The sequence below is a fragment of the Streptomyces actinomycinicus genome (assembly GCF_016741775.1).
GTDB lineage: Bacteria > Actinomycetota > Actinomycetes > Streptomycetales > Streptomycetaceae > Streptomyces > Streptomyces actinomycinicus.
This window is the reverse complement of record NZ_JAERRK010000003.1, coordinates 180964-202612: the sequence shown is the minus strand read 5'-3', so window position 1 is coordinate 202612 and position 21649 is coordinate 180964. Positions and strand designations below refer to the sequence as shown.

Genomic DNA, 21649 nt, shown 5'->3' with positions numbered 1-21649 from the left:
GCGATTCCTCCGGGTGCGGCTTGATGGTGGTTGCGCGCGCAGTTCCCCGCGCCCCTTACGTCGGCTGCACCACCGCCAGCAACAGGCCCGGCTCGACCTGTTGTCCCGGCTTGGCGTGCAGGGCGGTGAGCGTGCCTGTGACCGGTGCCGAGATCTGGTGCTGCATCTTCATCGCCTCCAGCCAGATCAGTGGCTGGCCGCCCGTGACGGCCGCCCCCTCCGACAGGCCCTCGGCGACGCGTACGACGGTGCCGGGCATCGGCGCGAGCAGGGAGCCCGGCGCGAGCTGGGCCGCCGGGTCGGGGAAGCGGGGCAGGGCGGTGAGGCGGGCGGTATTGACGTGGACCTGGTCGCCGTAGCGTGCGATCTCGAACTTGCGCCGCACTCCGTCCACTTCGAGTACGACGAGACGCGCGTCGGCGTGCACGACCCGGACTCCGTCGGCCGCCAGGCCCTCCCGGGTGTGCCGGTACCGGACCTCATGCTCCTCGCCGGCCATCTCGTACCGCTTCACCTGCGGCTGTGCGGGGACGTTGCGCCAGCCGCCGAAGCGGGAGCGGCCGTGGGCGTCGGCGAGGGCGGCGGCCAGGGGGGCGAGCGGGTCGGGGGCGGACTCGGTGAGTCCGGCGAGGTGGCGGTCGTAGAAGCCGGTGTCCATGCGGACGGCGGTGAACTCCTCGTGCCGCAGGGAGCGTACGAGCAGGTCGCGGTTGGTGACCGGGCCGTGGAGTTCCGTCCGCTCCAGCGCGCCCGCGAGCCGGCGCAGCGCCTCCGCGCGGGTGGGGGCGTGGGCGACGACCTTGGCGAGCATCGGGTCGTAGTGGACGCCGATCTCGTCGCCGTCGGTGTAGCCGGTGTCCAGGCGGACGCCGGGTGGTACGGCGAGGCGGTGCAGGGTGCCGGTCTGGGGGGCCCAGTCGCGGGCGGGGTCCTCGGCGTACAGGCGGGCCTCGACGGCGTGGCCGTGCGCCCGCCGAGGGCCGGCCTCCAGTGGCCGCCCCTCGGCGACGCGGATCTGCTCCGCCACCAGGTCGATGCCGAACACCGCCTCCGTGACGGGGTGTTCCACCTGGAGGCGGGTGTTCATCTCCAGGAAGTGCGCTCGGCCGTCGGCGACCAGGAACTCGACCGTGCCGGCGCCGACGTATGACACGGACCGTGCGGCGCGCACGGCCAGCTCGTACAGCTCCTCGGTGAGCGCGGCCGGCAGACCGGGCGCGGGTGCCTCCTCGATGACCTTCTGGTGCCGGCGCTGGAGGGAGCAGTCCCGGGTGCCGAGCGGCAGGACGGTGCCGTGGGTGTCGGCGAGGATCTGCACCTCGACGTGGCGGCCGTTCTCGATGTACGGCTCCACGAAGACCTCGCCGTCGCCGAAGGCGCCCGCGGCCTCGGCACGCGCGCCTTCCAGCGCGTCGGGCAGGTCGTCCAGGCGGCGCACGATGCGCATGCCGCGCCCTCCGCCGCCCGCGGCCGCCTTCACCAGGACCGGCAGGTCGGCCTCGGTGACCCTGGCCGCGTCGAGCGGGGCGAGGCCCATCAGCTGCTTGGCGCGGGTCTTGGACGCCATGGCCTCGATGGCCTCCGGCGGCGGCCCGATCCACAGCAGGCCGGCGTCGAGGACGGCACGGGCGAAGCCGGCGTTCTCGGAGAGGAAGCCGTAGCCGGGGTGCACGGCGTCCGCGCCGGCGGCCAGGGCCGCCTTCACGATCAGGTCGCCGCGCAGGTAGGTCTCGGCGGGCGCCGCGCCCGGCAGCCGTACGGCCGTGTCGGCCACGCGCACGTGGAGCGCGTTCGCGTCGGCGTCGGAGTGGACGGCGACGGTCCGGATCCCCAGTTCCCCGCAGGTACGGAAGATCCGGCAGGCGATCTCGCCCCGGTTGGCGACGAGGACAGAAGTGATCACTGGGTCCCTCACATCCGGAAGACGCCGAAGCCGCCGCGCGCGCCCTCGTAGGGCGCGGTGTGCAGGGCGGAGAGGCACAGGCCGAGAACGGTGCGGGTGTCGCGCGGGTCGATGACGCCGTCGTCGTACAGCCGCCCGGACAGGAACATGGGCAGCGACTCGGACTCGATCTGCTGCTCCACCATGGCGCGCAGGGCGGCGTCCGCGTCGTCGTCGTACGGCTGTCCCTTCGCCGCCGCGGACTGCCGGGCGACGATCGACAGCACGCCGGCGAGCTGCTGGGGGCCCATGACGGCGGACTTGGCGCTGGGCCAGGCGAACAGGAAGCGGGGATCGTAGGCCCGGCCGCACATGCCGTAGTGGCCGGCGCCGTACGACGCTCCCATGAGGACCGACAGGTGCGGGACGCGGCTGTTGCTGACCGCGTTGATCATCATCGCGCCGTGCTTGATGATGCCGCCCTGCTCGTACTCCTTGCCGACCATGTAGCCGGTGGTGTTGTGCAGGAAGAGCAGCGGGATGTCGCGCTGGTTGGCGAGCTGGATGAACTGCGCCGCCTTCTGGGACTCCTCGCTGAACAGCACGCCCTGCGCGTTGGCCAGGATGCCGACGGGGTAGCCGTGCAGGGCGGCCCAGCCGGTGACCAGGCTCGTGCCGTACAGCGGCTTGAACTCGTCGAAGTCGGAGGCGTCCACGATCCGGGCGATGACCTCGCGCGGGTCGAAGGGGGTCCTCAGGTCGCCGGGGACGATGCCGAGGAGTTCCTCCGGGTCGTACTTCGGCGGTGCGGCCGGGCCGGGGCCCGGGTACGCCTTGCGGTGGTTGAGGCGGGCGACCACGCGGCGTGCCTGGCGCAGGGCGTCCGGCTCGTCCAGGGCGAAGTAGTCGGCGAGGCCGGACACGCGGGCGTGCATCTCGGCGCCGCCGAGGGACTCGTCGTCGCTCTCCTCGCCGGTGGCCATCTTCACCAGCGGCGGGCCGCCGAGGAACACCTTCGCCCGCTCCTTGACCATGATCACGTGGTCGGACATGCCGGGGACGTAGGCACCGCCGGCGGTGGAGTTGCCGAAGACGACGGCGACGGTGGGGATGCCGGCGGCGGAGAGCCTCGTCAGGTCGCGGAAGACGGCGCCGCCCGGGATGAAGATCTCCTTCTGCGAGGGCAGATCGGCGCCGCCGGACTCGACCAGGCTGATGCAGGGCAGCCGGTTGGCGAGGGCGATGTCGTTGGCGCGCAGGGCCTTCTTCAGGCTCCAGGGGTTGCTGGCGCCGCCGCGCACGGTCGGGTCGTTGGCGGTGATCAGGCACTCCACGCCCTCGACCACGCCGATGCCGGTCACCAGGGAGGCACCGACGGGGTAGTCGCTGCCCCAGGCGGCCAGCGGGGACAGCTCCAGGAACGGGGTGTCCGGGTCGAGCAGCAGCTCGATGCGTTCACGGGCGAGCAGCTTGCCGCGTCCGCGGTGCCGGGCCACGTACTTCTCACCACCGCCCGCGAGCGCCTTGGCGTGCTCGGTCTCCAGGTCGGCGAGTTTGCCGAGCATGGCCTCGCGGTGGGCCTGGTAGTCGGGGCCGGCAGGGTCGAGAGCGGTCTGCAGAACCGTCACAGCAGGGTCTCCGGGATGTCCAGGTGGCGGGAGCGCAGCCATTCGCCGAGGGCCTTGGCCTGCGGATCGAAGCGGGCTTGCGAGGCGACGCCGGCGCCGAGGATGCCCTCGACGACGAAGTTGAGTGCGCGCAGGTTCGGGAGCACGTGCCGGGTGACCGGCAGGTCCCGGCTCTCGGGGATCAGCTCGCGGAACCGTTCGGCGGTCAGTGTGTGCGCGAGCCACCGCCAGGCCTCGTCCGTCCGGGCCCACACCCCGACGTTGGCGTTCCCGCCCTTGTCGCCGCTGCGGGCCCCGGCCACCAGACCGAGGGGCGCCCGGCGGGTGGGGCCGGGCGGAAGGGGCTCCGGCAGCGGCGGGGAGACGACGGCGTCCAGGGGCCGCGTCTCCTGGGGCGGCGCCACGGGCACCCGGCGTCCGTCATAGAGGACGGCCACATGGTCGACGGCACCATGGGGCACGTACACATCCTCGAAGACCCCGTACGGGGCGCCTTTCCCGGGTGGGGACAGCACATGGAAACCGGGGTAGCTGGCGAGAGCCAGTTCCACGGCGGCCGCGCTCAGCGCCCGTCCCACGACCTGCTCGTCCGGGTCCCGCACGACGAGCCGCAGCAGCGCGCTGGCCGTCTCCTCGGTGCCGGCGTCGGCCCGGTCGGTGCGGACCAGCTCCCAGCGGACCTCCTGCGGCGCCGACTTGCCGAAGGCATCGGTGAGCTGCTCGCGCACCAGGTCCGCCTTGGCCTCGATGTCGAGCCCGGTGAGGACGAAGACGACCTCGTTGCGGAAGCCGCCGAGCCGGTTGAGCCCGACCTTCAGCGTCGCCGGCGGCGCCTCCCCGCGCACCCCCTCGATCCGCACGCGGTCCGGCCCGTCCTGACTCAGCCGTACGGTGTCCAGCCGGGCGGTGACGTCGGGTCCGGCGTACCGGGCGCCGGCGGTCTCGTAGAGCAGCTGTGCCGTGACCGTGCCGACGTCCACGAATCCGCCGGTGCCGGGGTGCTTGGTGACGACACAGCTGCCGTCGGCGTGGATCTCGGCGAGCGGGAAGCCGGGCCGGCGTACGTTCCCCTCCCCGAAGAAGGCGTAGTTCCCGCCGGTCGCCTGGGTCCCGCACTCCAGCACGTGCCCGGCGACGACGGCACCGGCGAGCCGGTCGTACGCCCCCGGGTCCCCCGGTCGCCAGCCGAAGTGGGCGGCGGCCGGACCCGTGACGAGCGCCGCGTCGGTCACCCGGCCGGTGATCACCACGTCGGCACCGGCCCGCAGGCACTCGGTGATGCCGTAGCCGCCGAGGTAGGCGTGGGCGGCGAGGGCACCGGGGTGCGCCTGGGTCAGGTCGTCGCCCTCGACGTGCGCGACCCGTACCGGGACGCCGAGCCGCCCGGCCAGCGCCCGTACCGCGTCGGCCAGTCCGGCCGGGTTGAGTCCGCCGGCGTTGGTGACGATCCGCACCCCGCGCTCGTGGGCGAGGCCGAGGCAGTCCTCCAGCCGGCGCAGGAAGGTGCGGGCGTATCCGGCGGCCGGGTCCTTCAGCCGGTCGCGGCCCAGGATGAGCATGGTGAGTTCGGCGAGGTAGTCACCGGTGAGGACGTCCAGCTCGCCACCGGTGAGCATCTCGTGCAGGGCGTCCGCGCGGTCGCCGTAGAAGCCGGAGAAGTTGCCGATGCGCAGCGGGGTCACCGGGTGCCCTCCCTCGGCGGACGGCCCGTGCCGGGCGGGCCCGCGAAGGCCTGGGCGATGTCCAGCCAGCGGTCGGCGTCCGGGCCCACGGCGGTCAGGGCGAGATCACCGCGGTGGGCGCGCTGCGTGACCAGCAGGCAGAAGTCGAGGGCGGGACCGGTGACGCGCTGGGCGGCGCCCTCGCTCCCGTACGCCCACGACTCGCCCGAGGGCGCGGTCAGTTCCACCCGGAACTCCTCGGCGGGCGGGGTGAGTCCGTGCACCCCGAAAGCGAAGTCCCGGGTCCGCACGCCGAGCCGGACCACATGCCGGAGCCGGTCGGTGGGTGGGTGGACCACACCCAGGGCGTCGGCGACGTCGAGCGAATGGGCCCAGGTCTCCATGAGCCGGGCGGTGGCCATGGAGGCGGCGGACATGGGCGGGCCGTACCAGGGGAAACGGCCGCCGGGCGGCGCACCGCGCAGGGCCTCACCGAGGGCCGTCCGCCCGGCGCGCCAGTCCGCCAGCAGTTCGGCGGGCGGGCGGGCGGCACCCTCCTCCGCGCCCTCGTCCACGAACGAGCCGGGGGCGGCGAGTGCCTTCTCGACCAGCGCCTGGAAGGCACCGGGGTCGGTGACGGCCAGGAGCGCCGAGCGGTCGGTCCAGGCGAGGTGGGCGATCTGGTGGGCGACGGTCCAGCCGGGCGCGGGAGTGGGAAGAGCCCACTGCTCCGGGCTCAACTCGGCCACGAGCTGGTCGAGTTCGTCGCTCTCGGCACGCAGGTCTTCGATGACGGGCGTCGGGTCGGCCATGGGTGGGAGCATGGCAGCGGGCACGGAAACAATCAAGCGTGCTTGCATGAATTGCTCCGAGAGCGACGCGCTCACTCGGCTCGGCGGGCGGCCGGGGCGGGGCGGACCGGGGAGGTCTGCTCGGCCGGCTCGACGGGTGGCGCGCCTCGGGCCGGTCGGCCGACAACAGTGGCGGGCGGGGCGGGGTGGGGCTGCTCGGTCGGGTTCGGCGGGTGGTTGCCGCGGGGCGGGGGATTCGGTGGGCGTGTTCCGGGGCTCTGGTCAGATCGCCTTCACCGGGGGGTACACCGGCTCCCACCGGGCCGCTCGAACCGCCGCCTCCACGTCGTCCAGGGCTGCCCGGGCGGTCCCCTCGTCCAACGCCGCCCGGGCCACGGCCACGGCGACCGCCTCCGAGGTGCCGCGCAGCTCACGGATCGGCGGCAGGACCGGCGCGTGCGCACGCTCCCCCGACGTGTCACCGGCGCTGCGGGCCACCGCGTCGGCCGCCGCGCGGATCATGCGGTCGGTGATCCGGGAGGCGCGGGCGACGATCGTGCCGAGGCCGAGCCCCGGGAACACCAGGGCGTTGTTGGCCTGGCCGACCTCGTACGCCCTACCGCCGCGCTCCACCGGCGCGAACGGGCTCCCGGTGGCCATCAGAACCTTGCCGTCGGTCCATTCCAGCAGGTCGGCTGGGGTGGCCTCGGCGAGTTCGGTCGGGTTGGACATGGGCAGCACGATCGGGCGCTCGGTGTGCTCGGCCATGGCGCGCACGACCGGCTCGGTGAAGGCGCCGCCCTGGCCGGAGGTGCCGATCAGGACGGTCGGGCGGACTCGGCGCACCACCTCGTCCAGCGGGATCCCGGGCAGGTTCTCGTCCCGGCGCCAGCCGTCGACCTCACCGGCGGGGCGGGCGTACGGCCGCTGCGTGTCGCTGAGCTTGTCACCCTGGTCGTCGGTGAGCAGGCCGTAGCGGTCCACGCACCAGAAGCGGGCGGTGGCCTGCTCGACGGACAGGCCCTCGGCGACGAGCGCGTCCCGCAGCTGCTCGGTGACACCGATCCCGGCCGTACCCGCGCCGAACACGACGATCCGGTGCTCCGGCAGGGGCACCCCGGTGGCACGGGCGCCCGACAGGACCGCGGCGAGGTTGACGGCGCCGGTCCCCTGGATGTCGTCGTTGAAGGTGCAGACCTGCTCGCGGTAACGGTCGAGGATCCGGCGGGCGTTGGCCGTGCCGAAGTCCTCCCAGTGCAGCAGGGCGTTCGGGAAGAGCCTGGTCGCGGTGGTGACGTAGGCGTCGATGAACGCGTCGTAGGTGTCACGGTCCGCGCGCGGGTGACGGTTGCCGAGGTAGAGGGGGTTGTCGAGCAGCTCCTGGCGATTCGTGCCGACGTCCAGCATGACGGGCAGGGTGCGGCGCGGGTCGATGCCGGCGGCGGCCGTGTACACGGCGAGCTTGCCGACCGCGATGTCGATGCCGCCCACGCCCCAGTCGCCGATCCCGAGGATGCCCTCGCCGTCGGTGGCCACGATCAGGTCGACGTCGTCGGCACCCAGACCGCTCGCGCGGAGGGAGCGTTCGATGTCGTCCGGGGCGTCCACGGAGAGGTACACCCCGCGCGGGCGGCGGAACTCGGTGCTGTAGCGGCGGATCGCCGTGCCGACGGTGGGGGTGTAGACGATGGGCAGCATCTCTTCGAGGTGGTCACCGACGAGCCGGTAGAACAGCACCTCGTTACGGTCGTGCAGGGCGGTCAGGTAGACGCTCTTCGCCAGGTCGCTCGACTGCGCCCGGAACTGCCCGTAGGCGCGCTCGGCCTGCTCGTCCTGGCTGAGCACGCGGGGCGGGATCAGGCCGACCAGGTCCAGGGCGCGGCGCTCGGCCTCGGTGAAGGCGGTACCGCGGTTGATCCGCGGGTCGGCGAGCACCGCACGGCCACGGACGGCGATCTCCAGCGCACGCGGGCTGGGGGCGCTCTCACCGGTCACGGAACCCACTCTTACACAGACGTGACTGCACTGCGCGCGCTGGCGACTACACGCGGTGAGGGGCGGTTCCGGCGGGCGTCGTCGGCCGGCGGGAGCCGGCGTCCGCTACCGGCGGCCGGCGCCGGCTGTGAGCGGCGCCGTTCTCACTGGCCCTCGGCCGGGAGCGGGGGCACCTTGTTCCGGCCGACCTGGGTGCGGACCGCGCCGATGCTCGCCGCGATGACCAGGGCGATGGCCGCGGCCTCCGCCACGGAGAGGGCCTGACCGAGGATGAGGAAGCCGGCCGTCGCCGCGAGGGCCGGCTCCAGGCTCATGAGGATGGCGAAGGTGGGGGCGGGAAGCCTGCGCAGGGCCAGGAGTTCGAGGGTGTAGGGCAGGACCGAGGAGAGCAGGGCCACCGCCGAACCGAGGGCGACGGTCGTGGGGTTCAGCAGGCGGGTGCCCGCGTCGGCGATGCCGATGGGGAGGAAGAGCAGCGCCGCGACCGCCATGGCCAGCGCCAGGCCGTCCGCCTGGGGGAAGCGGCGGCCCGTACGGGCACTGAAGACGATATAGGCCGCCCACATGGCTCCTGCCCCCAGGGCGAAAGCGACACCGATGGGGTCCAGATCGTTGAAGCCCCCGCCGCCGAGCAGGAAGACGCCCGCGAGGGCCAGGCCGGCCCAGAGAGCGTTGACGGCGCGGCGGGAGGTGAGGACGGACAGGGCCAGCGGGCCGAGGACCTCGAGGGTGACCGCGGGGCCCAGCGGTATGCGGGCGACCGCTTCGTAGAACATGCCGTTCATCGCGCCCATGGTGATGCCGAAGACGACCACCGTGCCCCAGTCGGTGCGCGAGTGGCCGCGCAGGCGGGGGCGGCAGACCACCAGGAGGACGACCGCCGCGGCGAGGAGCCGCAGGGTCACCACGCCCGCCGCGCCCGCCCTCGGCATCAGGGTCACGGCCAGCGCTCCGCCGAACTGCACCGAGATGCCGCCGGCCAGGACCAGGCCGACGGGGCCGGACGAGCCGAGGCGTCGCCGCCCTCCGACGGGGGCGACCGGGGTCTGCTGGGCGTGGCTGGATGCGGTGGTCACGGGCGGTCCTGTGGCTTGATCGAGTGCGTTCATCGCGATGTACTGCCAAGTCCAGGGTAATGGACTTGGTCAGGTGCGTACACCCGGAAGAGAACTGTCCCGGATGCTGGGATCAAACGCCCGGCTTGACCGCCGGAGAGCCGGGCCGAGTGGGGATCGACCCGGGTGTCGTAGCCGTCGGGCAGCCGGAGGATGAGGTCGTGGGCGTCGGCCGCCATCGCCGCGTCCTCGATCGCCCGGTCACTTCACCGGAGAGCCGAGAGCGGGCTCAGCGCCGGGCCATGTAGAGGTCGAGCGCCTTGTGCAGCAGCCGGTTCAGCGGGAAGTCCCACTCCCCCACGTACTCCACGGCCTCGCCGCCCGCGCCCACCTTGAAGCGGAGCAGGCCGAGCAGATGGTTGGACTCCTCCAGGGTGTCGGTGATGCCCCGGAAGTCGTAGACGTGGGCGCCGAGTTCATGGGCGTCGCACATCATCCGCCACTGCATGGCGTTGTTGGGCTGCACCTCGCGCCTACGGCTGGTGGAGGCGCCGTAGGAGTACCAGACGTGCCCGCCGACGATCAGCATGGTGGCCGCGGCGAGCACCTCCCCGTCGTGGTGGGCGAGGTACAGCCGCATCCGGTCGGGGTGTTCCGCGGTGAGCGCGGTCCACATGCGCTGGAAGTACTGCAGCGGGCGCGGGATGAACCGGTCGCGCTCGGCGGTCTCGGTGTAGAGGCCGTAGAAGACCGGCAGGTCCTCCGGGCCGCCCCGGACGACCTTCACGCCCGCCTTCTCGGCCTTCTTGATGTTGCGCCGCCACTGCTGGTTGAGCCCGCGCTGGACGTCCTCCAGCGTGCGCCCGGCGAAGGGGACCTGGCACACATAGCGGGGCTGCCCGGCGGCGAAACCTTCCTCCCCGCCGGGTTCGGTCTGCTGCCACCCCATGCGTCGCAGCCGGTCGGCGAGGTCGAGGCCCGCCGCCTCGTGCGACGTCCCCGGCACGTCCCGCAGCCGGTGCGCCCCGGGGTCGGCGATCGCGGCCTTGACCGCCTCGGGGCTCCACCTCCGGGTCACCACGGGCGGCCCCATCTTCACCGAGAAGGCGCCCCGGCGCTTGAGGTGGGCGAGCAGCGGATCCAGCCAGCGCTCCAGGTCGGTCGCGTGCCAGTCGATGACCGGTCCCTCGGGCAGATAGGCCAGATACCGCTTCACCCTGGGCAACGGCCGCAGCAGTACGAGGCCCGCGCCCACGAGCCGCCCGTCCCCCTCGAACCACCCCAGGCTCTCCGCCTGCCAGTCGGGCTTCACGTCCCCCCAGGACGGCACCTGCATATGACTGACCGACGGCCGCCCGGCCACGAAGGCGAGGTGTTCGGCACGGGTGATGGCGCGAAGGGTGAGGGTCATGTGCGGGACTCCTGTTGGTCGGTGGTCTCGGCCACCCTAAGCAGCCGCCACCTCCCGACCGGGGACTTCGCCGCCCACCCGCGCGTGAGCGTCGACCGGTCAGCCAGGTGTCCGAGCCCGGTTCCAAGCCTCGAGGATCACCTTCTCATCGAGCAGGGGAGCGTGCACGGCCATAGCCGCTCCGGGTGGGTCCCTGTCCCGCAAGCCCCGCCGGCGTCAGATCGGTTCGCGTTCCTCCCGTTCTTCCGGTGTCCAGGCCGCCAGTACCTCCGTGTCGCTCGCCCGTGCGTGCAGGAAGTAGTCGGCCCAGTCGGCGATCTCCGGGTAGGCGCACTCGCGGATCAGACGGGTGACCGCCGCGGGAATGTCGTACGGCGTCACGCGCAGGTCGGTGCCGGGGCCGAGGAGGCACCAGTGGGCGCCCGGGCGGCCGTAGGGCATGCCGACGCTGCCCGGGTTGACCACCAGGCGGCCGTGGGCCAGGCGGACGTAGGGCATGTGGGTGTGGCCGCACACGACCGTGCGGATCTCGGGCGCCAGGCCCGTGAAGACCTCCGCCCAGCGGGCCGGGCGGGAGTCGACCAGGACCACTTCCTCGTCGTCGCGCGGGGTGGCGTGGCAGAACAGCACCTCGCCGAGGCCTCGGACGCGCAGGGTGCGGGTCCGGGGGAGCGCGGCCAGGAAGGCGACCTGGTCCGCGCGCAGCGCCTGCGCGGCGAACGGCCCGATGGGGTCCGGGATCCGCGTGCGTTCCCCGCGCCGGAACTCCACCAGCTCCCGGTCGGCGTTCCCCGCCAGCCACAGCACCTGGTCGCCCTGCTCCCGCAGCAGGTCCAGCACCTCGGCCGGCTGCGGGCCCGCCGTGATGTCCCCGGTGAGGACGATCCGGTCGGCCGCGGCCACCTCGGGCTCCGCCAGGACCGCCTCCAGGGCGGGCAGGACGCCGTGGATGTCGGAGAGCACGGCCACGCGTGTGTACTCCCCGGTCATCCGGCGCCCCCCGCGGTGGCGTCCAGGGCCTCGGCCAGGACCTCCGCCAGATGGCGGCCCGGCACGCCGGCCAGTTGCTCCAGCTGGGTGCGGCAGGAGAAGCCGTCCGCCAGGACCACCGCGTCCTGCGGGGCCGTGCGGACCGCCGGGAGCAGCTGGTCCTCGGCGCAGGCCCGGGACACCTCGAAGTGGCCCTTCTCGAAGCCGAAGTTGCCCGCGAGGCCGCAGCAGCCTCCGCTCAGCTCGCCGGTGAGGCCCGCGGCGGTGCGCAGCCGGCGGTCGGGGGCGTCGCCGAGCACCGCGTGCTGGTGGCAGTGGGTCTGGCCGGCCACCGGGCGGTCGACGGCGGGCGGGGTCCAGTCCGGGGCGTGCCGTTCCAGGGCTTCGGCGAAGGTGAGGACCGCGGCGGACAGCCGGGCGGCCCGCGGGTCGTCGTGCAGGAGTTCCGGGAGGTCGGTGCGCAGGGCCGCGGCACAGCTCGGCTCCAGGACGACGACCGGGGCCCCGGCCCGCAGCACCGGCTCCATCAGGTCCAGTGTGCGGCGCAGTACCGCGCGGGCGCGGTCGAGCTGGCCGGTGGAGATGTAGGTCAGGCCGCAGCACACCCGGGCCCGGCGGGCCGTGAGCAGCGCGGTCGCCGCCGTCGTCCGGCCGTCACCGATCGCCCCGCGGCCGGGCAGCAGGGTCGGCGGGAGCGCCACCCGCAGTCCGGCGGCCTCCAGCACCCGGACGGCGGCCCGGCCGACGGACGGGGACAGATGCTCGGTGAACGTGTCCGGCCAGAGGACGACCAGGTCCCCCGGACCCCCGGCCCCCTGGACGGGCTTGCGCCCGCGCCACCAGGCGGTGAACGTCCGCGTCGCCAGCCGGGGGATCTCCCGCTCCGGCGCGATGCCGCCCAGCCGTTTGCCGATGCGTGCCAACGGTCCCACCGCGGCCAGCGCGTTGAGCAGCGGCGCCGTCCGTGTACGAGCGGCCCAGCGCAGCCACTGCGGGAGCCGGCCCATGCTGTGGTGGGCGGCGGGTCGGCGCCGGCCGGCGTAGTGGTGGTGCAGGAACTCCGCCTTGTAGGTGGCCATGTCGACGCCGACCGGGCAGTCCGAACGGCAGCCCTTGCAGGACAGGCAGAGGTCGAGGGCGTCCTTGACCTCCGTGGACCGCCAGCCGTCGGTGACCACCTCGCCCGCGAGCATCTCGTGCAGCAGGCGGGCCCGGCCGCGGGTGGAGTGCTCCTCCTCTCCGGTGGCCCGGAAGGAGGGGCACATCACCGCGGGGCCGGCCACCGTGGTCGTACGGCACTTGGCGACGCCGACGCAGCGGCTGACGGCCGCGCCGAAGTCGCCGCCGTCCGCCGGGTAGCCGAAGGCGACGTCGACCGGGCGGCGCGGCAGGACGGAGAAGCGGAGGTTGGCGTCGAGCGGGGCCGGGCGGACCAGCATGCCCGGATTGAGCAGGTCGTCCGGGTCCCAGACGGCCTTGGCGCGCTCGAAGAGCCGGACCGTCTCCTCGCCGTACATCCGGGGCAGCAGCTCGGCGCGGGCCTGGCCGTCCCCGTGTTCCCCGGACAGCGAGCCGCCGTGGGCCGTCACCAGGTCGGCCAGCTCCTCGGAGAAGCGGCGGAAGCGGGCGACGCCGGGCTCGGTGACCAGGTCGAAGTCGATGCGGACGTGGATGCAGCCGTCGCCGAAGTGGCCGTACGGAATGCCGCGCAGTCCGTGGGCGGCCAGCAGGGCGCGGAAGTCGCGCAGGTAGGCGCCGAGCCGGGCGGGCGGCACCGCGCAGTCCTCCCAGCCGGGCCAGGCCTCGGTGCCGTCCGGCATCCGGGTGGCCGTGCCCGCCGCGTCCTCGCGGATGCGCCACAGGGTGCGCTGGGCCGCCGGGTCGGTGACGACGAGCGCGCCCAGCACGTCGGCCGCGCGAACGATCTCCTCGGCCCGCGCCCGTGCCTCCGGCGCCGAGTCCCCGCCGGTCTCCACGAACAGCCAGGCACCGCCCGCGGGCAGCCCGGCCCCGGCCGGCACCAGGTCGGCGGCCATGCCCTCCACCGTCAGCGGCCGGTACGGCAGCAGGCCCGCGGCGGCCTCGGCGGCAGCGCTCTCGTCGGCGTACGCCAGCACCGCCAGGGCCCGCGCCCGGGGGGCCTCGACGAGCCGGACCACCGCCTCGGTGAGGATGCCCAGGGTGCCCTCGGAGCCGCAGAAGGAGCGGGCGACGTCCGCGCCCTTCTCGGGCAGCAGGGCGTCCAGCGCATAGCCGGAGATGCGGCGGGGCAGCTCCGGGAAGCCGGTGCGCAGCCGGGCAAGTTCGCTCTCCGCCAGGTCCCGCAGGCCGGCCGGGGCGCCCGCCCAGTCCCGTCCGAGCCGCAGCCGCTGCCCGCGCGCGGTGATGACCGACAGCTCGCGCACGCTGTCCGCGGTCGTGCCCCAGGCGACCGAGTGGGAGCCGCAGGAGTTGTTGCCGATCATGCCGCCGAGCGTGCAGCGGCTGTGCGTGGAGGGGTCGGGGCCGAAGCGGAGGCCGTGCGGGGCCGCGGCCTCCTGGAGGCGGTCGAGTATCAGCCCCGGCTGGACGACGGCGGTGCGGCTGCCCGGGTCCAGTTCCAGCAGGCCGGCCATGTGCCGGGTGAAGTCCAGCACCACGCCCGTGCCGGTCGCCTGCCCGGCGATCGAGGTGCCCCCGCCGCGCGCCACCACCGGTACCCCGCGCGCCCGGCACACCTCCAGCACCGCGGCCACGTCGTCGGCGTCCTTGGGAGCCACGACCCCCAGCGGGACACGCCGGTAGTTGGACGCGTCCATGGTCACGAGGGCTCGGGAGGTGGTGTCGAAGCCGACTTCGCCCCGAACGGCCCCGCGCAGTTCGCCCGCAAGATCTGTCATGGGTCCAGGATGCATCCGATCACGGACAGTCACCGGAAGTTTTCCACAGCCTCACCCCTGAAGTCGTACAACATCACAAACTCGCGTACCGGTGATCTCGTCTCATCGAACGGACACGTCTGCGACCGCCTTTCCGTCACCGGCTAACCTCCTTCCGTGGCCGACATCCAGATTCCCGCTGACATCAAGCCCGCCGACGGACGCTTCGGTGCGGGTCCCTCCAAGGTGCGGACCGAGGCGCTGGACGCCCTCGCCGCCACCGGTACGTCCCTGCTGGGCACCTCCCACCGCCAGGCGCCCGTGAAGAACCTGGTGGGCAGGGTCCGCGAGGGCATCTCCGAGCTGTTCTCCCTGCCCGAGGGGTACGAGGTCGTCCTCGGCAACGGCGGCTCCACCGCCTTCTGGGACATCGCCACGCACGGTCTGATCGAGAACAAGTCGCAGCACCTAAACTTCGGCGAGTTCTCCTCCAAGTTCGCCAAGGCCGCCAAGCTCGCCCCCTGGCTGGCCGAGCCCACCGTCATCGCCTCCGACCCGGGCACCCACCCGGACCCGCAGGCGGAGGCGGGCGTCGACGTCTACGCCTTCACCCACAACGAGACCTCCACCGGTGTCGCCATGCCGGTCAAGCGCGTGGCCGGTGCCGACGAGGGTGCGCTCGTCCTGGTCGACGCCACCTCCGGCGCGGGCGGCCTCCCGGTCGACGTCGCCGAGACGGACGTCTACTACTTCGCCCCGCAGAAGTCCTTCGCCTCCGACGGCGGTCTGTGGATCGGCATCTTCTCGCCGGCCGCGATCGAGCGTGCCGAGCGCATCCACGCCTCCGGCCGCCACGTCCCGGAGTTCTTCAGCCTGCCGACGGCGATCGACAACTCCCGCAAGAACCAGACGTACAACACCCCTGCGCTGGCCACCCTCTTCCTGCTCAACGAGCAGCTGGAGTGGCTCAACGGCCAGGGCGGCCTCGCCTGGTCCACGGCCCGCACGAAGGACTCCGCGACCCGTCTGTACGGCTGGGCGGAGGAGGCCAAGTACGCCACCCCGTTCGTCACCGACCCGGCCAAGCGCTCGCAGGTCATCGGCACCATCGACTTCTCCGACGAGATCGACGCGGCCGCCGTCGCCAAGGTGCTGCGCGCCAACGGCATCGTGGACACCGAGCCGTACCGCAAGCTCGGCCGCAACCAGCTGCGCATCGCGATGTTCCCGGCGATCGACCCGGCGGACGTCGAAGCGCTGACGAAGTGCGTCGACCACGTGATCGAGAAGCTGTAACCGAAGCCGCGCGGAAGGGGCGCCCGGTGCTGGTCACCGGGCGCCCCTCCTCCGTTCCCGGCGCCCGGCGCTCAGCGGCGCCGGCGCAGCATCCGCAGGCCGAGCAGGGCCGCCGCACCTGCCGCGACGACGACGGCACCGATCTTGATGCTCCCGCTGCCACCCGCCGCGCTGCCGCCCGATCCGGAACTCCCGTTGCCCGACGGGGCCTTGTCGGACGCCCCGGCCGGCGCGTCCTCCGCCCGGACCGGGCTGTCCGCGCCCTCGCTGCCGTACATCAGCCTGCTGCCGTCGGCGGAGTACGACAGGGACTCGCCCTGGCCCTGCAGGGGCACGTCCAGGCGGCCCTTGCGCTGGATCCGGCCGCCGTTCCAGTCGTAGAAGACGCCGCCGAAGTAGCCGCGGACGGCGAGTTGCCGGCCGTTCGGCGAGAACGCGGCGTCGGTGGCCCAGAGGTCGACGGCCGCGACCGGCTTGAAGACGTTGGCGCCGGACGTGGAGAGCGTGGCCGGGCCCTCGTACAGGTGGCCGCCGTCCTCCTTCTTGTCGACGATGTAGACGCGCCCGGTCTTCGGGTGCACGAGCAGCGACTCGGCGTCGCGCGGGCCGTCCTGGTACTTCACGACGTACTGCGTGGCCGTGACGGTCTGGTCCGTCAGCCGCTTCGGCTCGGGCAGCTTGTAGATCCACACGTACGGCCACTTGCCGCCGAAGTTGTCGCCGATGTCGCCGACGTAGATCTCGTCGTGCGGCCCTATGGAGACGGCCTCCACGTCGCGCGGGGAGCCGATGCCGCGCAGGGTGATCCGGGCGACGGTCTTCCCGGTCGCGCTGTCCACGGCGTACAGGTACGGCCCGTCGTCGCTGTCGTTGTGCGTCCAGTAGACGCCGGGGTGCCGGCGGGAGGCGGCGAGCCCGCTGGACTCGGTGATCCGCGGGTCCTTGATGGTGAACCCCTGGTCGCCGGCTCCGTCTGCGGCCGGGCCGGCGGCGGAGGCGGGCAGCGCACAGGCGCCGGCGAGCAGCATCCCGGCGAGAACGGCGAACGATCGACGCATGCCCCAAGCCTGCCATTACCGCCGAGCGTTCAGGGGACCGGCCGCCCGCGTTCCCACGACGTGGTCGGCCTCACAGACACCACGGACCCCATGGGGACCGGTGATCGTCCATCATGAGCGGATGCTTAGGTTCATGCCCGTGGGCGACTCCATGACGATCGGGAGCGCGGGCGAACACACATGGCGCCACCGGCTGTGGCGCCGGCTGTGCGAGACGTACGACGGCCCGTTCACCCTCGTCGGCCCACGCGAGACGCTGTACGACAAGCAGACCGGCGCCCCCACGTCCCTCGCCTACGCCGACCCCGACTTCCCGCGCGGCCACCTGGCGGGCTGGGGAGAGGGCTGGCAGCACATGGCCCCGCTGATCGGGGACGCCGTACGCGCCCACCGGCCCGACGTCCTCCTCGTCTCCCTCGGCCTGATCGACCTGGGCTTCTACACGAACGCCGAGCAGACGGCCGAGAACGTACGGGACTTCGTCACGCGCGCGCGTGCCGCCGGTCCCGGCATCCGCATGGTGCTGCTGCCGGTGATCCCCAACATCCGGGCGGCGACGGACGAGCCCTTCGCCGAACAGGTGGACCGCTTCAACGTCCTCCTCGCCAAGACCGTCGCCGACCTGGACGAACCCCGCTCACCGATCCTGCTGGCCTCGCCGCCGGAGGGGTACGACATCCACACCGACACCTACGACGGCACGCATCCCAACGCGAGCGGGGAGCAGCGGATCGCGGAGGCGTTCGCGGGGGCGATGCGGGAGGCGTGGGGGCTCGGACAGGCGTACGCGGCTGGAACAGGCTGACCGGATTCCGGCGTTGCCCCGTCACGGTGCGTATCGTTGTACAGCGCGGCTGAACCCGGTCGAGGAGCAGCCGGGGAGGAGCGCCCCGATGACCGTCCTCGAAGACAGGATCGCGATGGCCGACACCGACGCCGACACCGAGCGCCTGGACGAGTGGTTCGAGCGTCTCGAGCGGATGCCCGTCCCCGAAGGATTCAGGGTCGAGATCGTCGGGGGCAACGTTTTCATGACACCGCAGCGGGACACCCACTGGGTCATCATCCGCCGGATCGTGCGGGCACTGGAGGACAAGTTCGGGATGGACGTCAAAGCGTTCTCGGACGTCCGCATCGACTTCCCGGGCCACGAGAACGGCTTCTGCCCCGACGTGGCCTTGCTCGGAGAGAGGGCGAAGAAGGACGACAAAGGCCACTGGCGGTACCAGGACGTCGAGTTCGTCGCCGAGGTCGTCTCCCGGGGAACGGCCCACAACGACTACGGCCCGAAGAAGTCGGCGTACGCGGTCGCCGAAGTCCCCCTGTACGTCGTGGCCGATCCCTACCAGGGGCGGTGCCTCGTCCACACCCACCCCAAGGACGGTGACTACGCCACGAGGACGTCCGTGGACTTCGGCACCGACGTCGACCTGACCGGCACCGTGGTCGACCTCGTCCTCAAGACCGACCGCTTCCCCCGCGACTAGCCCACCCCCTCACCGCCCCCTCATCCGGACAGCGCGGTCTCCCGCTCCAGCCGCGACAGCTTCTCGGGGTTGCGCACCGCGTAGAGGCCGGTGATCAGGCCGTCGTCGACGCGCATCGCCACCACCGCGTCGACCTCGCCGCCGATCCGCAGGATCAGCGCCGGCCGGCCGTTGACCTGCGCCGGCCGGAGGGACACGGCGGCGATGCGGCCCAGCACCCGGGCCACCCGCTCGGCACCGACGACCGGCTCCGTCGCGGCCTGTACGACCCCGCCGCCGTCGGCCAGCAGGACCACGTCCGGCGCGAGGACGTCGAGCAGGCGTTGCAGGTCCCCCATCTCGACCGCCCGGTGGAACGCCTCCAGCACGGCGCGGGTCTCGGCCGCGGAAGCGTTCCCGCGCGGCCGGCGCGCCGCGACGTGGGAGCGCGCCCGGCGGGCGATCTGCCGGACCGCGGCCGGGCTCTTGCCGACGGCCTCCGCGATCTCCCCGTACTCCACGCCGAACACCTCCCGCAGCACGAACACCGCCCGCTCGGTCGGCCTGAGCGTCTCCAGCACCAGCAGCATCGCCATCGACACGCTGTCCGCCAGTTCCACGTCCTCGGCGACGTCCGGCGCGGTCAGCAGCGGCTCGGGCAGCCACGGGCCGACGTACGACTCCTTGCGCCGGCGCAGCGTCCGCAGCCGGGTCAGTGCCTGCCGGGTGGTGATCCGGACCAGGTACGCCCGCGGTTCCCGCACGGTGCCGAGATCGACGCCCGACCACCGCAGCCAGGTCTCCTGCAGCACGTCCTCCGCGTCGGCGGCCGAGCCGAGCATCTCGTAGGCGACGGTGAAGAGCAGGTTCCGGTGGGTGACGAACACCTCGGTGGCGACGGCCGCGCGGCCGTCGGGAGCGTCCCGTTCCGCGCCTTCCGCCGTCCGCTCACCACACTCGCTCATGGGCCTCTCCCGTCTGGTCGGCTCCCGGTCGTTCCGCACACGCACAGGACGCCGCTCCCCGCCCCCGTGTGACATCCATGGCGAGTGGCCCAGATCACACCTCTGGCCCTGTCGCAGGGTTCTGGCGGCCGGCGTCTGGTGGGCGTCACGGCACCGCGCCGCCGATCCGCGCGGCACGAACCCCAACGAGAGGGACGACGTCATGGAACCCCGTTTCAACCTGATGGCCGGCGAGTTGGGCCCCAAGCTCGGCAAGCGGTTCGGCAACGTCAGCCTGGCGATCATGCAGTCGGCACTGCCCAGGACCACTCAGGACCTGGTGGAGCTGCGTGCCAGCCAGATCAACGGCTGCGCGTTCTGCACCGACCTGCACACCAAGGAGGCGACCTCGGCCGGGGAAACCGCGCTCCGGCTCCACCTGGTGGCCGTCTGGCGTGAGTCCACCGTGTTCAGCGGCGCCGAGCGGGCCGCGCTGGCGCTCACCGAGGAGGGCACCCGGCTCGCCGACGCCCACCGGGGCGTCACCGACGAGACCTGGGCCGAGGTGCGCAAACACTACGACGACGAGCAGATCACGGCCCTGGTCTACACGATCGCCATGATCAATGCGGCCAACCGGCTCGGCGTGATCGTCCGCAACCAGGGCGGTGCCTACGAGCCCGGCATGTTCGGCGACCTGACCGGCTGACCGGCGGCACCGGGACGCCCGGGCCAGGACCCGGGCGGGCCCGAATGCCCTTGCCTAGAGCGCACTCCACGCCGTTGGCTAGAGGACCATGGAGTACACGCAGCTCGGACGCACGGGACTCAAGGTCAGCCGGCTCGTCCTCGGGACGATGAACTTCGGACCCCAGACCGACGAAGCCGACAGCCACACGATCATGGACGCGGCGCTGGACGCGGGCATCAACTTCTTCGACACCGCCAACGTGTACGGCTGGGGGGAGAACAAGGGCCGCACCGAGTCGATCATCGGCAACTGGTTCGCCAAGGGCGGCGGACGGCGCGACAGGACCGTCATCGCCACCAAGGTGTACGGCAACATGGCCGCCGACGGCGAGGGGGCCTGGCCCAACCACGACAAGCTCTCCGCGCTGAACATCCGGCGCGCGGTGGACGCCAGCCTGAAGCGGCTGCAGACGGACCACATCGACCTCTACCAGTTCCACCACGTCGACCGGAACACCCCGTTCGAGGAGATCTGGCAGGCGATCGACGTCCTCGTCCAGCAGGGCAAGGTCCTCTACGCCGGCTCCAGCAACTTCCCCGGCTACAAGATCGCCCAGGCCAACGAGACCGCCGCCCGCCGCGGCGGCACCATCGGCCTGGTCAGCGAGCAGTGCCTGTACAACCTCGCCGAGCGCCGCGCGGAGATGGAGGTCATCCCGGCCGCGCAGGACTACGGCCTCGGTGTCATCCCCTGGTCGCCGCTGCACGGCGGTCTGCTGGGCGGGATCATCAAGAAGGAGGTCCAGGGCGGCCGCCGCGCCTCCGGCCGGGCAGCCGACACCCTGAACGACCCGACGGCGCGCGCACAGATCCAGGCCTACGAGGACCTGCTCGACAAGCACGGCCTGGAGCCCGGCGAGACGGCCCTGGCCTGGCTGCTGACCCGCCCCGGCGTGACCGGCCCGATCGTCGGCCCGCGCACCGCCGAACAGCTGGAGTCGGCGCTCAGGGCCGTGGACCTGGAACTGGGCGAAGAGGTGCTGACCGCCCTGGACGAGATCTTCCCGGGCCCGGGCCCCTCCCCGGAGGCGTTCGCCTGGTAGACGTCCCGAAGGGGCGCGGGGAACTGCGCGACCGGCCGGGCGCGGCCCGCGGCCGCCACCCGGCCGCGCTCCCCGCCCCCTCGGGCGCACCGCACACGGCTACCTGACGGCCGACGCCAAGGCAACCACCACGAACATGAGAACGAGCGCACCGGCCATGATCCGGTTCCGGGTCTTCGGGTCCACGCCTTCGAGCCTAACCGCCCCCGCCCAGCTCCCAGCGCTCGACCACCTCGTACCGCGGCTGCTCCCCCCGCACCCCGGACCTCGGCAGCCGGCTCCGCACCAGCGCGAGGTCGGCGACGGTCCAGGTCCGGCCGCTGAACTCGTGGAGCACGCCGACGTACGGCCGCACCTCCACCGCGTCCCGGCTCCGGGCCAGCGTCAGGTGCGCCTTGTACCGCCGGTGCTCCCCCATCGGCACCCCGGCCTTCCGTGCCGCCGCCTCCGCCCGGTCGGCCAGCAGGCGCAGCGCCTCCACGTCGCCCCGGGCGCCGGTCCACAGCGCCCGTCCCCGGCCGAACTGGCCGCCGCCCTCGAGGGCGAGGGGGAAGGGCGCCGTACGGTGGGCCGTGCGGGACAGACGGGCCGACAGCTCGGGTACGAGGTCTTCGGCGACCTCGCCGTAGAAGGCCAGGGTGAAGTGCCAGCCGGGGCGGCCGGTCCAGCGCAGCCGCTCGGCGCCCGGCAGCCGCCGCAGCCGGGCCACCTCCGCGGCGAGTTCCTCCGCGATGTCGTCCGGGGGCAGTACGGCGGCGAACAGTCTCATGCGCTCACCCTCCCAGACGGAAAAGCCGTCGCCCACGACGACAGGCGTGGGC

General features: G+C 73.0%; 17 protein-coding genes. 5 read left to right on the top strand and 12 right to left on the bottom strand.

Going from position 1 to position 21649, the window contains the following annotated elements; genetic code table 11:
• Positions 1-55: 55 nt before the first annotated feature.
• From JK359_RS07925 to JK359_RS07885, 9 genes are all read right to left on the bottom strand, one after another.
• Positions 56-1903 (bottom strand): ATP-binding protein, encoded by a 1848-nt coding sequence (locus JK359_RS07925; protein ID WP_201833328.1) that lies wholly within the window; start codon positions 1901-1903, stop codon positions 56-58.
• Positions 1904-1911: 8 nt separating this feature from the next.
• The gene (locus JK359_RS07920; protein ID WP_201833326.1) at positions 1912-3510 is read right to left on the bottom strand and encodes an acyl-CoA carboxylase subunit beta; all 1599 of its coding nucleotides are present in this window, start codon (positions 3508-3510) and stop codon (positions 1912-1914) included.
• Positions 3507-5192 (bottom strand): acyclic terpene utilization AtuA family protein, encoded by a 1686-nt coding sequence (locus tag JK359_RS07915; RefSeq protein ID WP_201833324.1) that lies wholly within the window; start codon positions 5190-5192, stop codon positions 3507-3509. The genes JK359_RS07920 and JK359_RS07915 overlap by 4 nt, the downstream gene beginning before the upstream one ends.
• Positions 5189-5983: a TIGR03084 family metal-binding protein gene (locus tag JK359_RS07910; RefSeq protein ID WP_201833322.1), complete on the bottom strand. Its 795-nt coding sequence runs from the start codon at positions 5981-5983 to the stop codon at positions 5189-5191. Before JK359_RS07910 ends, JK359_RS07915 begins: the two co-directional genes overlap by 4 nt.
• Before the next feature lie 261 nt (positions 5984-6244).
• Complete coding sequence (locus JK359_RS07905; RefSeq protein WP_201833320.1) at positions 6245-7957, bottom strand: NAD-dependent malic enzyme; 1713 nt, start codon at positions 7955-7957, stop codon at positions 6245-6247.
• 143 nt (positions 7958-8100) lie between these two features.
• On the bottom strand, positions 8101-9066 hold the full coding sequence (locus tag JK359_RS07900) for an EamA family transporter (protein ID WP_201833318.1): 966 nt from the start codon (positions 9064-9066) through the stop codon (positions 8101-8103).
• A gap of 235 nt (positions 9067-9301) precedes the next feature.
• Entirely contained in the window at positions 9302-10423 is a 1122-nt protein-coding gene (locus JK359_RS07895; RefSeq protein ID WP_201833316.1) for a lipid II:glycine glycyltransferase FemX, read from the bottom strand.
• Positions 10424-10639: 216 nt separating this feature from the next.
• Complete coding sequence (locus JK359_RS07890; protein ID WP_201833306.1) at positions 10640-11413, bottom strand: metallophosphoesterase family protein; 774 nt, start codon at positions 11411-11413, stop codon at positions 10640-10642.
• Entirely contained in the window at positions 11410-14292 is a 2883-nt protein-coding gene (locus JK359_RS07885) for an FAD-binding and (Fe-S)-binding domain-containing protein (RefSeq protein WP_201833304.1), read from the bottom strand. Before JK359_RS07885 ends, JK359_RS07890 begins: the two co-directional genes overlap by 4 nt.
• Before the next feature lie 156 nt (positions 14293-14448).
• Between JK359_RS07885 and serC the strand changes: the two genes are divergently transcribed.
• The gene (gene serC / locus JK359_RS07880; RefSeq protein WP_201833302.1) at positions 14449-15567 is read left to right on the top strand and encodes a phosphoserine transaminase; all 1119 of its coding nucleotides are present in this window, start codon (positions 14449-14451) and stop codon (positions 15565-15567) included.
• A 71-nt stretch (positions 15568-15638) separates the two neighbouring features.
• Here serC and JK359_RS07875 read toward each other — a convergent pair whose 3' ends face one another.
• On the bottom strand, positions 15639-16625 hold the full coding sequence (locus JK359_RS07875; RefSeq protein ID WP_201833294.1) for a TolB-like translocation protein: 987 nt from the start codon (positions 16623-16625) through the stop codon (positions 15639-15641).
• 121 nt (positions 16626-16746) lie between these two features.
• Between JK359_RS07875 and JK359_RS07870 the strand changes: the two genes are divergently transcribed.
• Complete coding sequence (locus JK359_RS07870; protein WP_201833292.1) at positions 16747-17430, top strand: SGNH/GDSL hydrolase family protein; 684 nt, start codon at positions 16747-16749, stop codon at positions 17428-17430.
• 88 nt (positions 17431-17518) lie between these two features.
• Positions 17519-18112, top strand: coding sequence for a Uma2 family endonuclease (locus JK359_RS07865; protein WP_201833290.1), 594 nt, complete (start codon positions 17519-17521; stop codon positions 18110-18112).
• A gap of 20 nt (positions 18113-18132) precedes the next feature.
• Here the strand turns inward: JK359_RS07865 and JK359_RS07860 are convergent, their stop codons facing one another.
• A complete protein-coding gene (locus JK359_RS07860; protein ID WP_201833288.1) occupies positions 18133-19056 on the bottom strand; it encodes an RNA polymerase sigma-70 factor in 924 nt (307 codons plus the stop codon).
• A 202-nt stretch (positions 19057-19258) separates the two neighbouring features.
• On the opposite strand from JK359_RS07860, the gene JK359_RS07855 reads away from it, so the two are divergent.
• A complete protein-coding gene (locus JK359_RS07855; RefSeq protein WP_201833286.1) occupies positions 19259-19744 on the top strand; it encodes a carboxymuconolactone decarboxylase family protein in 486 nt (161 codons plus the stop codon).
• 88 nt (positions 19745-19832) lie between these two features.
• Positions 19833-20828, top strand: coding sequence for an aldo/keto reductase (locus tag JK359_RS07850; protein ID WP_201833279.1), 996 nt, complete (start codon positions 19833-19835; stop codon positions 20826-20828).
• Positions 20829-21024: 196 nt separating this feature from the next.
• Here the strand turns inward: JK359_RS07850 and thpR are convergent, their stop codons facing one another.
• Positions 21025-21597, bottom strand: coding sequence for an RNA 2',3'-cyclic phosphodiesterase (gene thpR, locus JK359_RS07845; RefSeq protein ID WP_201833960.1), 573 nt, complete (start codon positions 21595-21597; stop codon positions 21025-21027).
• Between the last annotated feature and the right edge of the window lie 52 nt (positions 21598-21649).

Bases quoted from the DNA above. Each gene is read 5' to 3' on its own strand.
- JK359_RS07910 (WP_201833322.1), bottom strand. From the start codon at position 5,983: ATGGCCGACCCGACGCCCGTCATCGAAGACCTGCGTGCCGAGAGCGAC.
- JK359_RS07900 (WP_201833318.1), bottom strand. From the start codon at position 9,066: ATGAACGCACTCGATCAAGCCACAGGACCGCCCGTGACCACCGCATCC.
- JK359_RS07895 (WP_201833316.1), bottom strand. From the start codon at position 10,423: ATGACCCTCACCCTTCGCGCCATCACCCGTGCCGAACACCTCGCCTTC.
- JK359_RS07890 (WP_201833306.1), bottom strand. From the start codon at position 11,413: ATGACCGGGGAGTACACACGCGTGGCCGTGCTCTCCGACATCCACGGC.
- JK359_RS07885 (WP_201833304.1), bottom strand. From the start codon at position 14,292: ATGACAGATCTTGCGGGCGAACTGCGCGGGGCCGTTCGGGGCGAAGTC.
- JK359_RS07875 (WP_201833294.1), bottom strand. From the start codon at position 16,625: ATGCGTCGATCGTTCGCCGTTCTCGCCGGGATGCTGCTCGCCGGCGCC.
- JK359_RS07870 (WP_201833292.1), top strand. From the start codon at position 16,747: ATGCTTAGGTTCATGCCCGTGGGCGACTCCATGACGATCGGGAGCGCG.
- JK359_RS07865 (WP_201833290.1), top strand. From the start codon at position 17,519: ATGACCGTCCTCGAAGACAGGATCGCGATGGCCGACACCGACGCCGAC.
- JK359_RS07860 (WP_201833288.1), bottom strand. From the start codon at position 19,056: ATGAGCGAGTGTGGTGAGCGGACGGCGGAAGGCGCGGAACGGGACGCT.
- JK359_RS07855 (WP_201833286.1), top strand. From the start codon at position 19,259: ATGGAACCCCGTTTCAACCTGATGGCCGGCGAGTTGGGCCCCAAGCTC.
- JK359_RS07850 (WP_201833279.1), top strand. From the start codon at position 19,833: ATGGAGTACACGCAGCTCGGACGCACGGGACTCAAGGTCAGCCGGCTC.
- thpR (WP_201833960.1), bottom strand. From the start codon at position 21,597: ATGAGACTGTTCGCCGCCGTACTGCCCCCGGACGACATCGCGGAGGAA.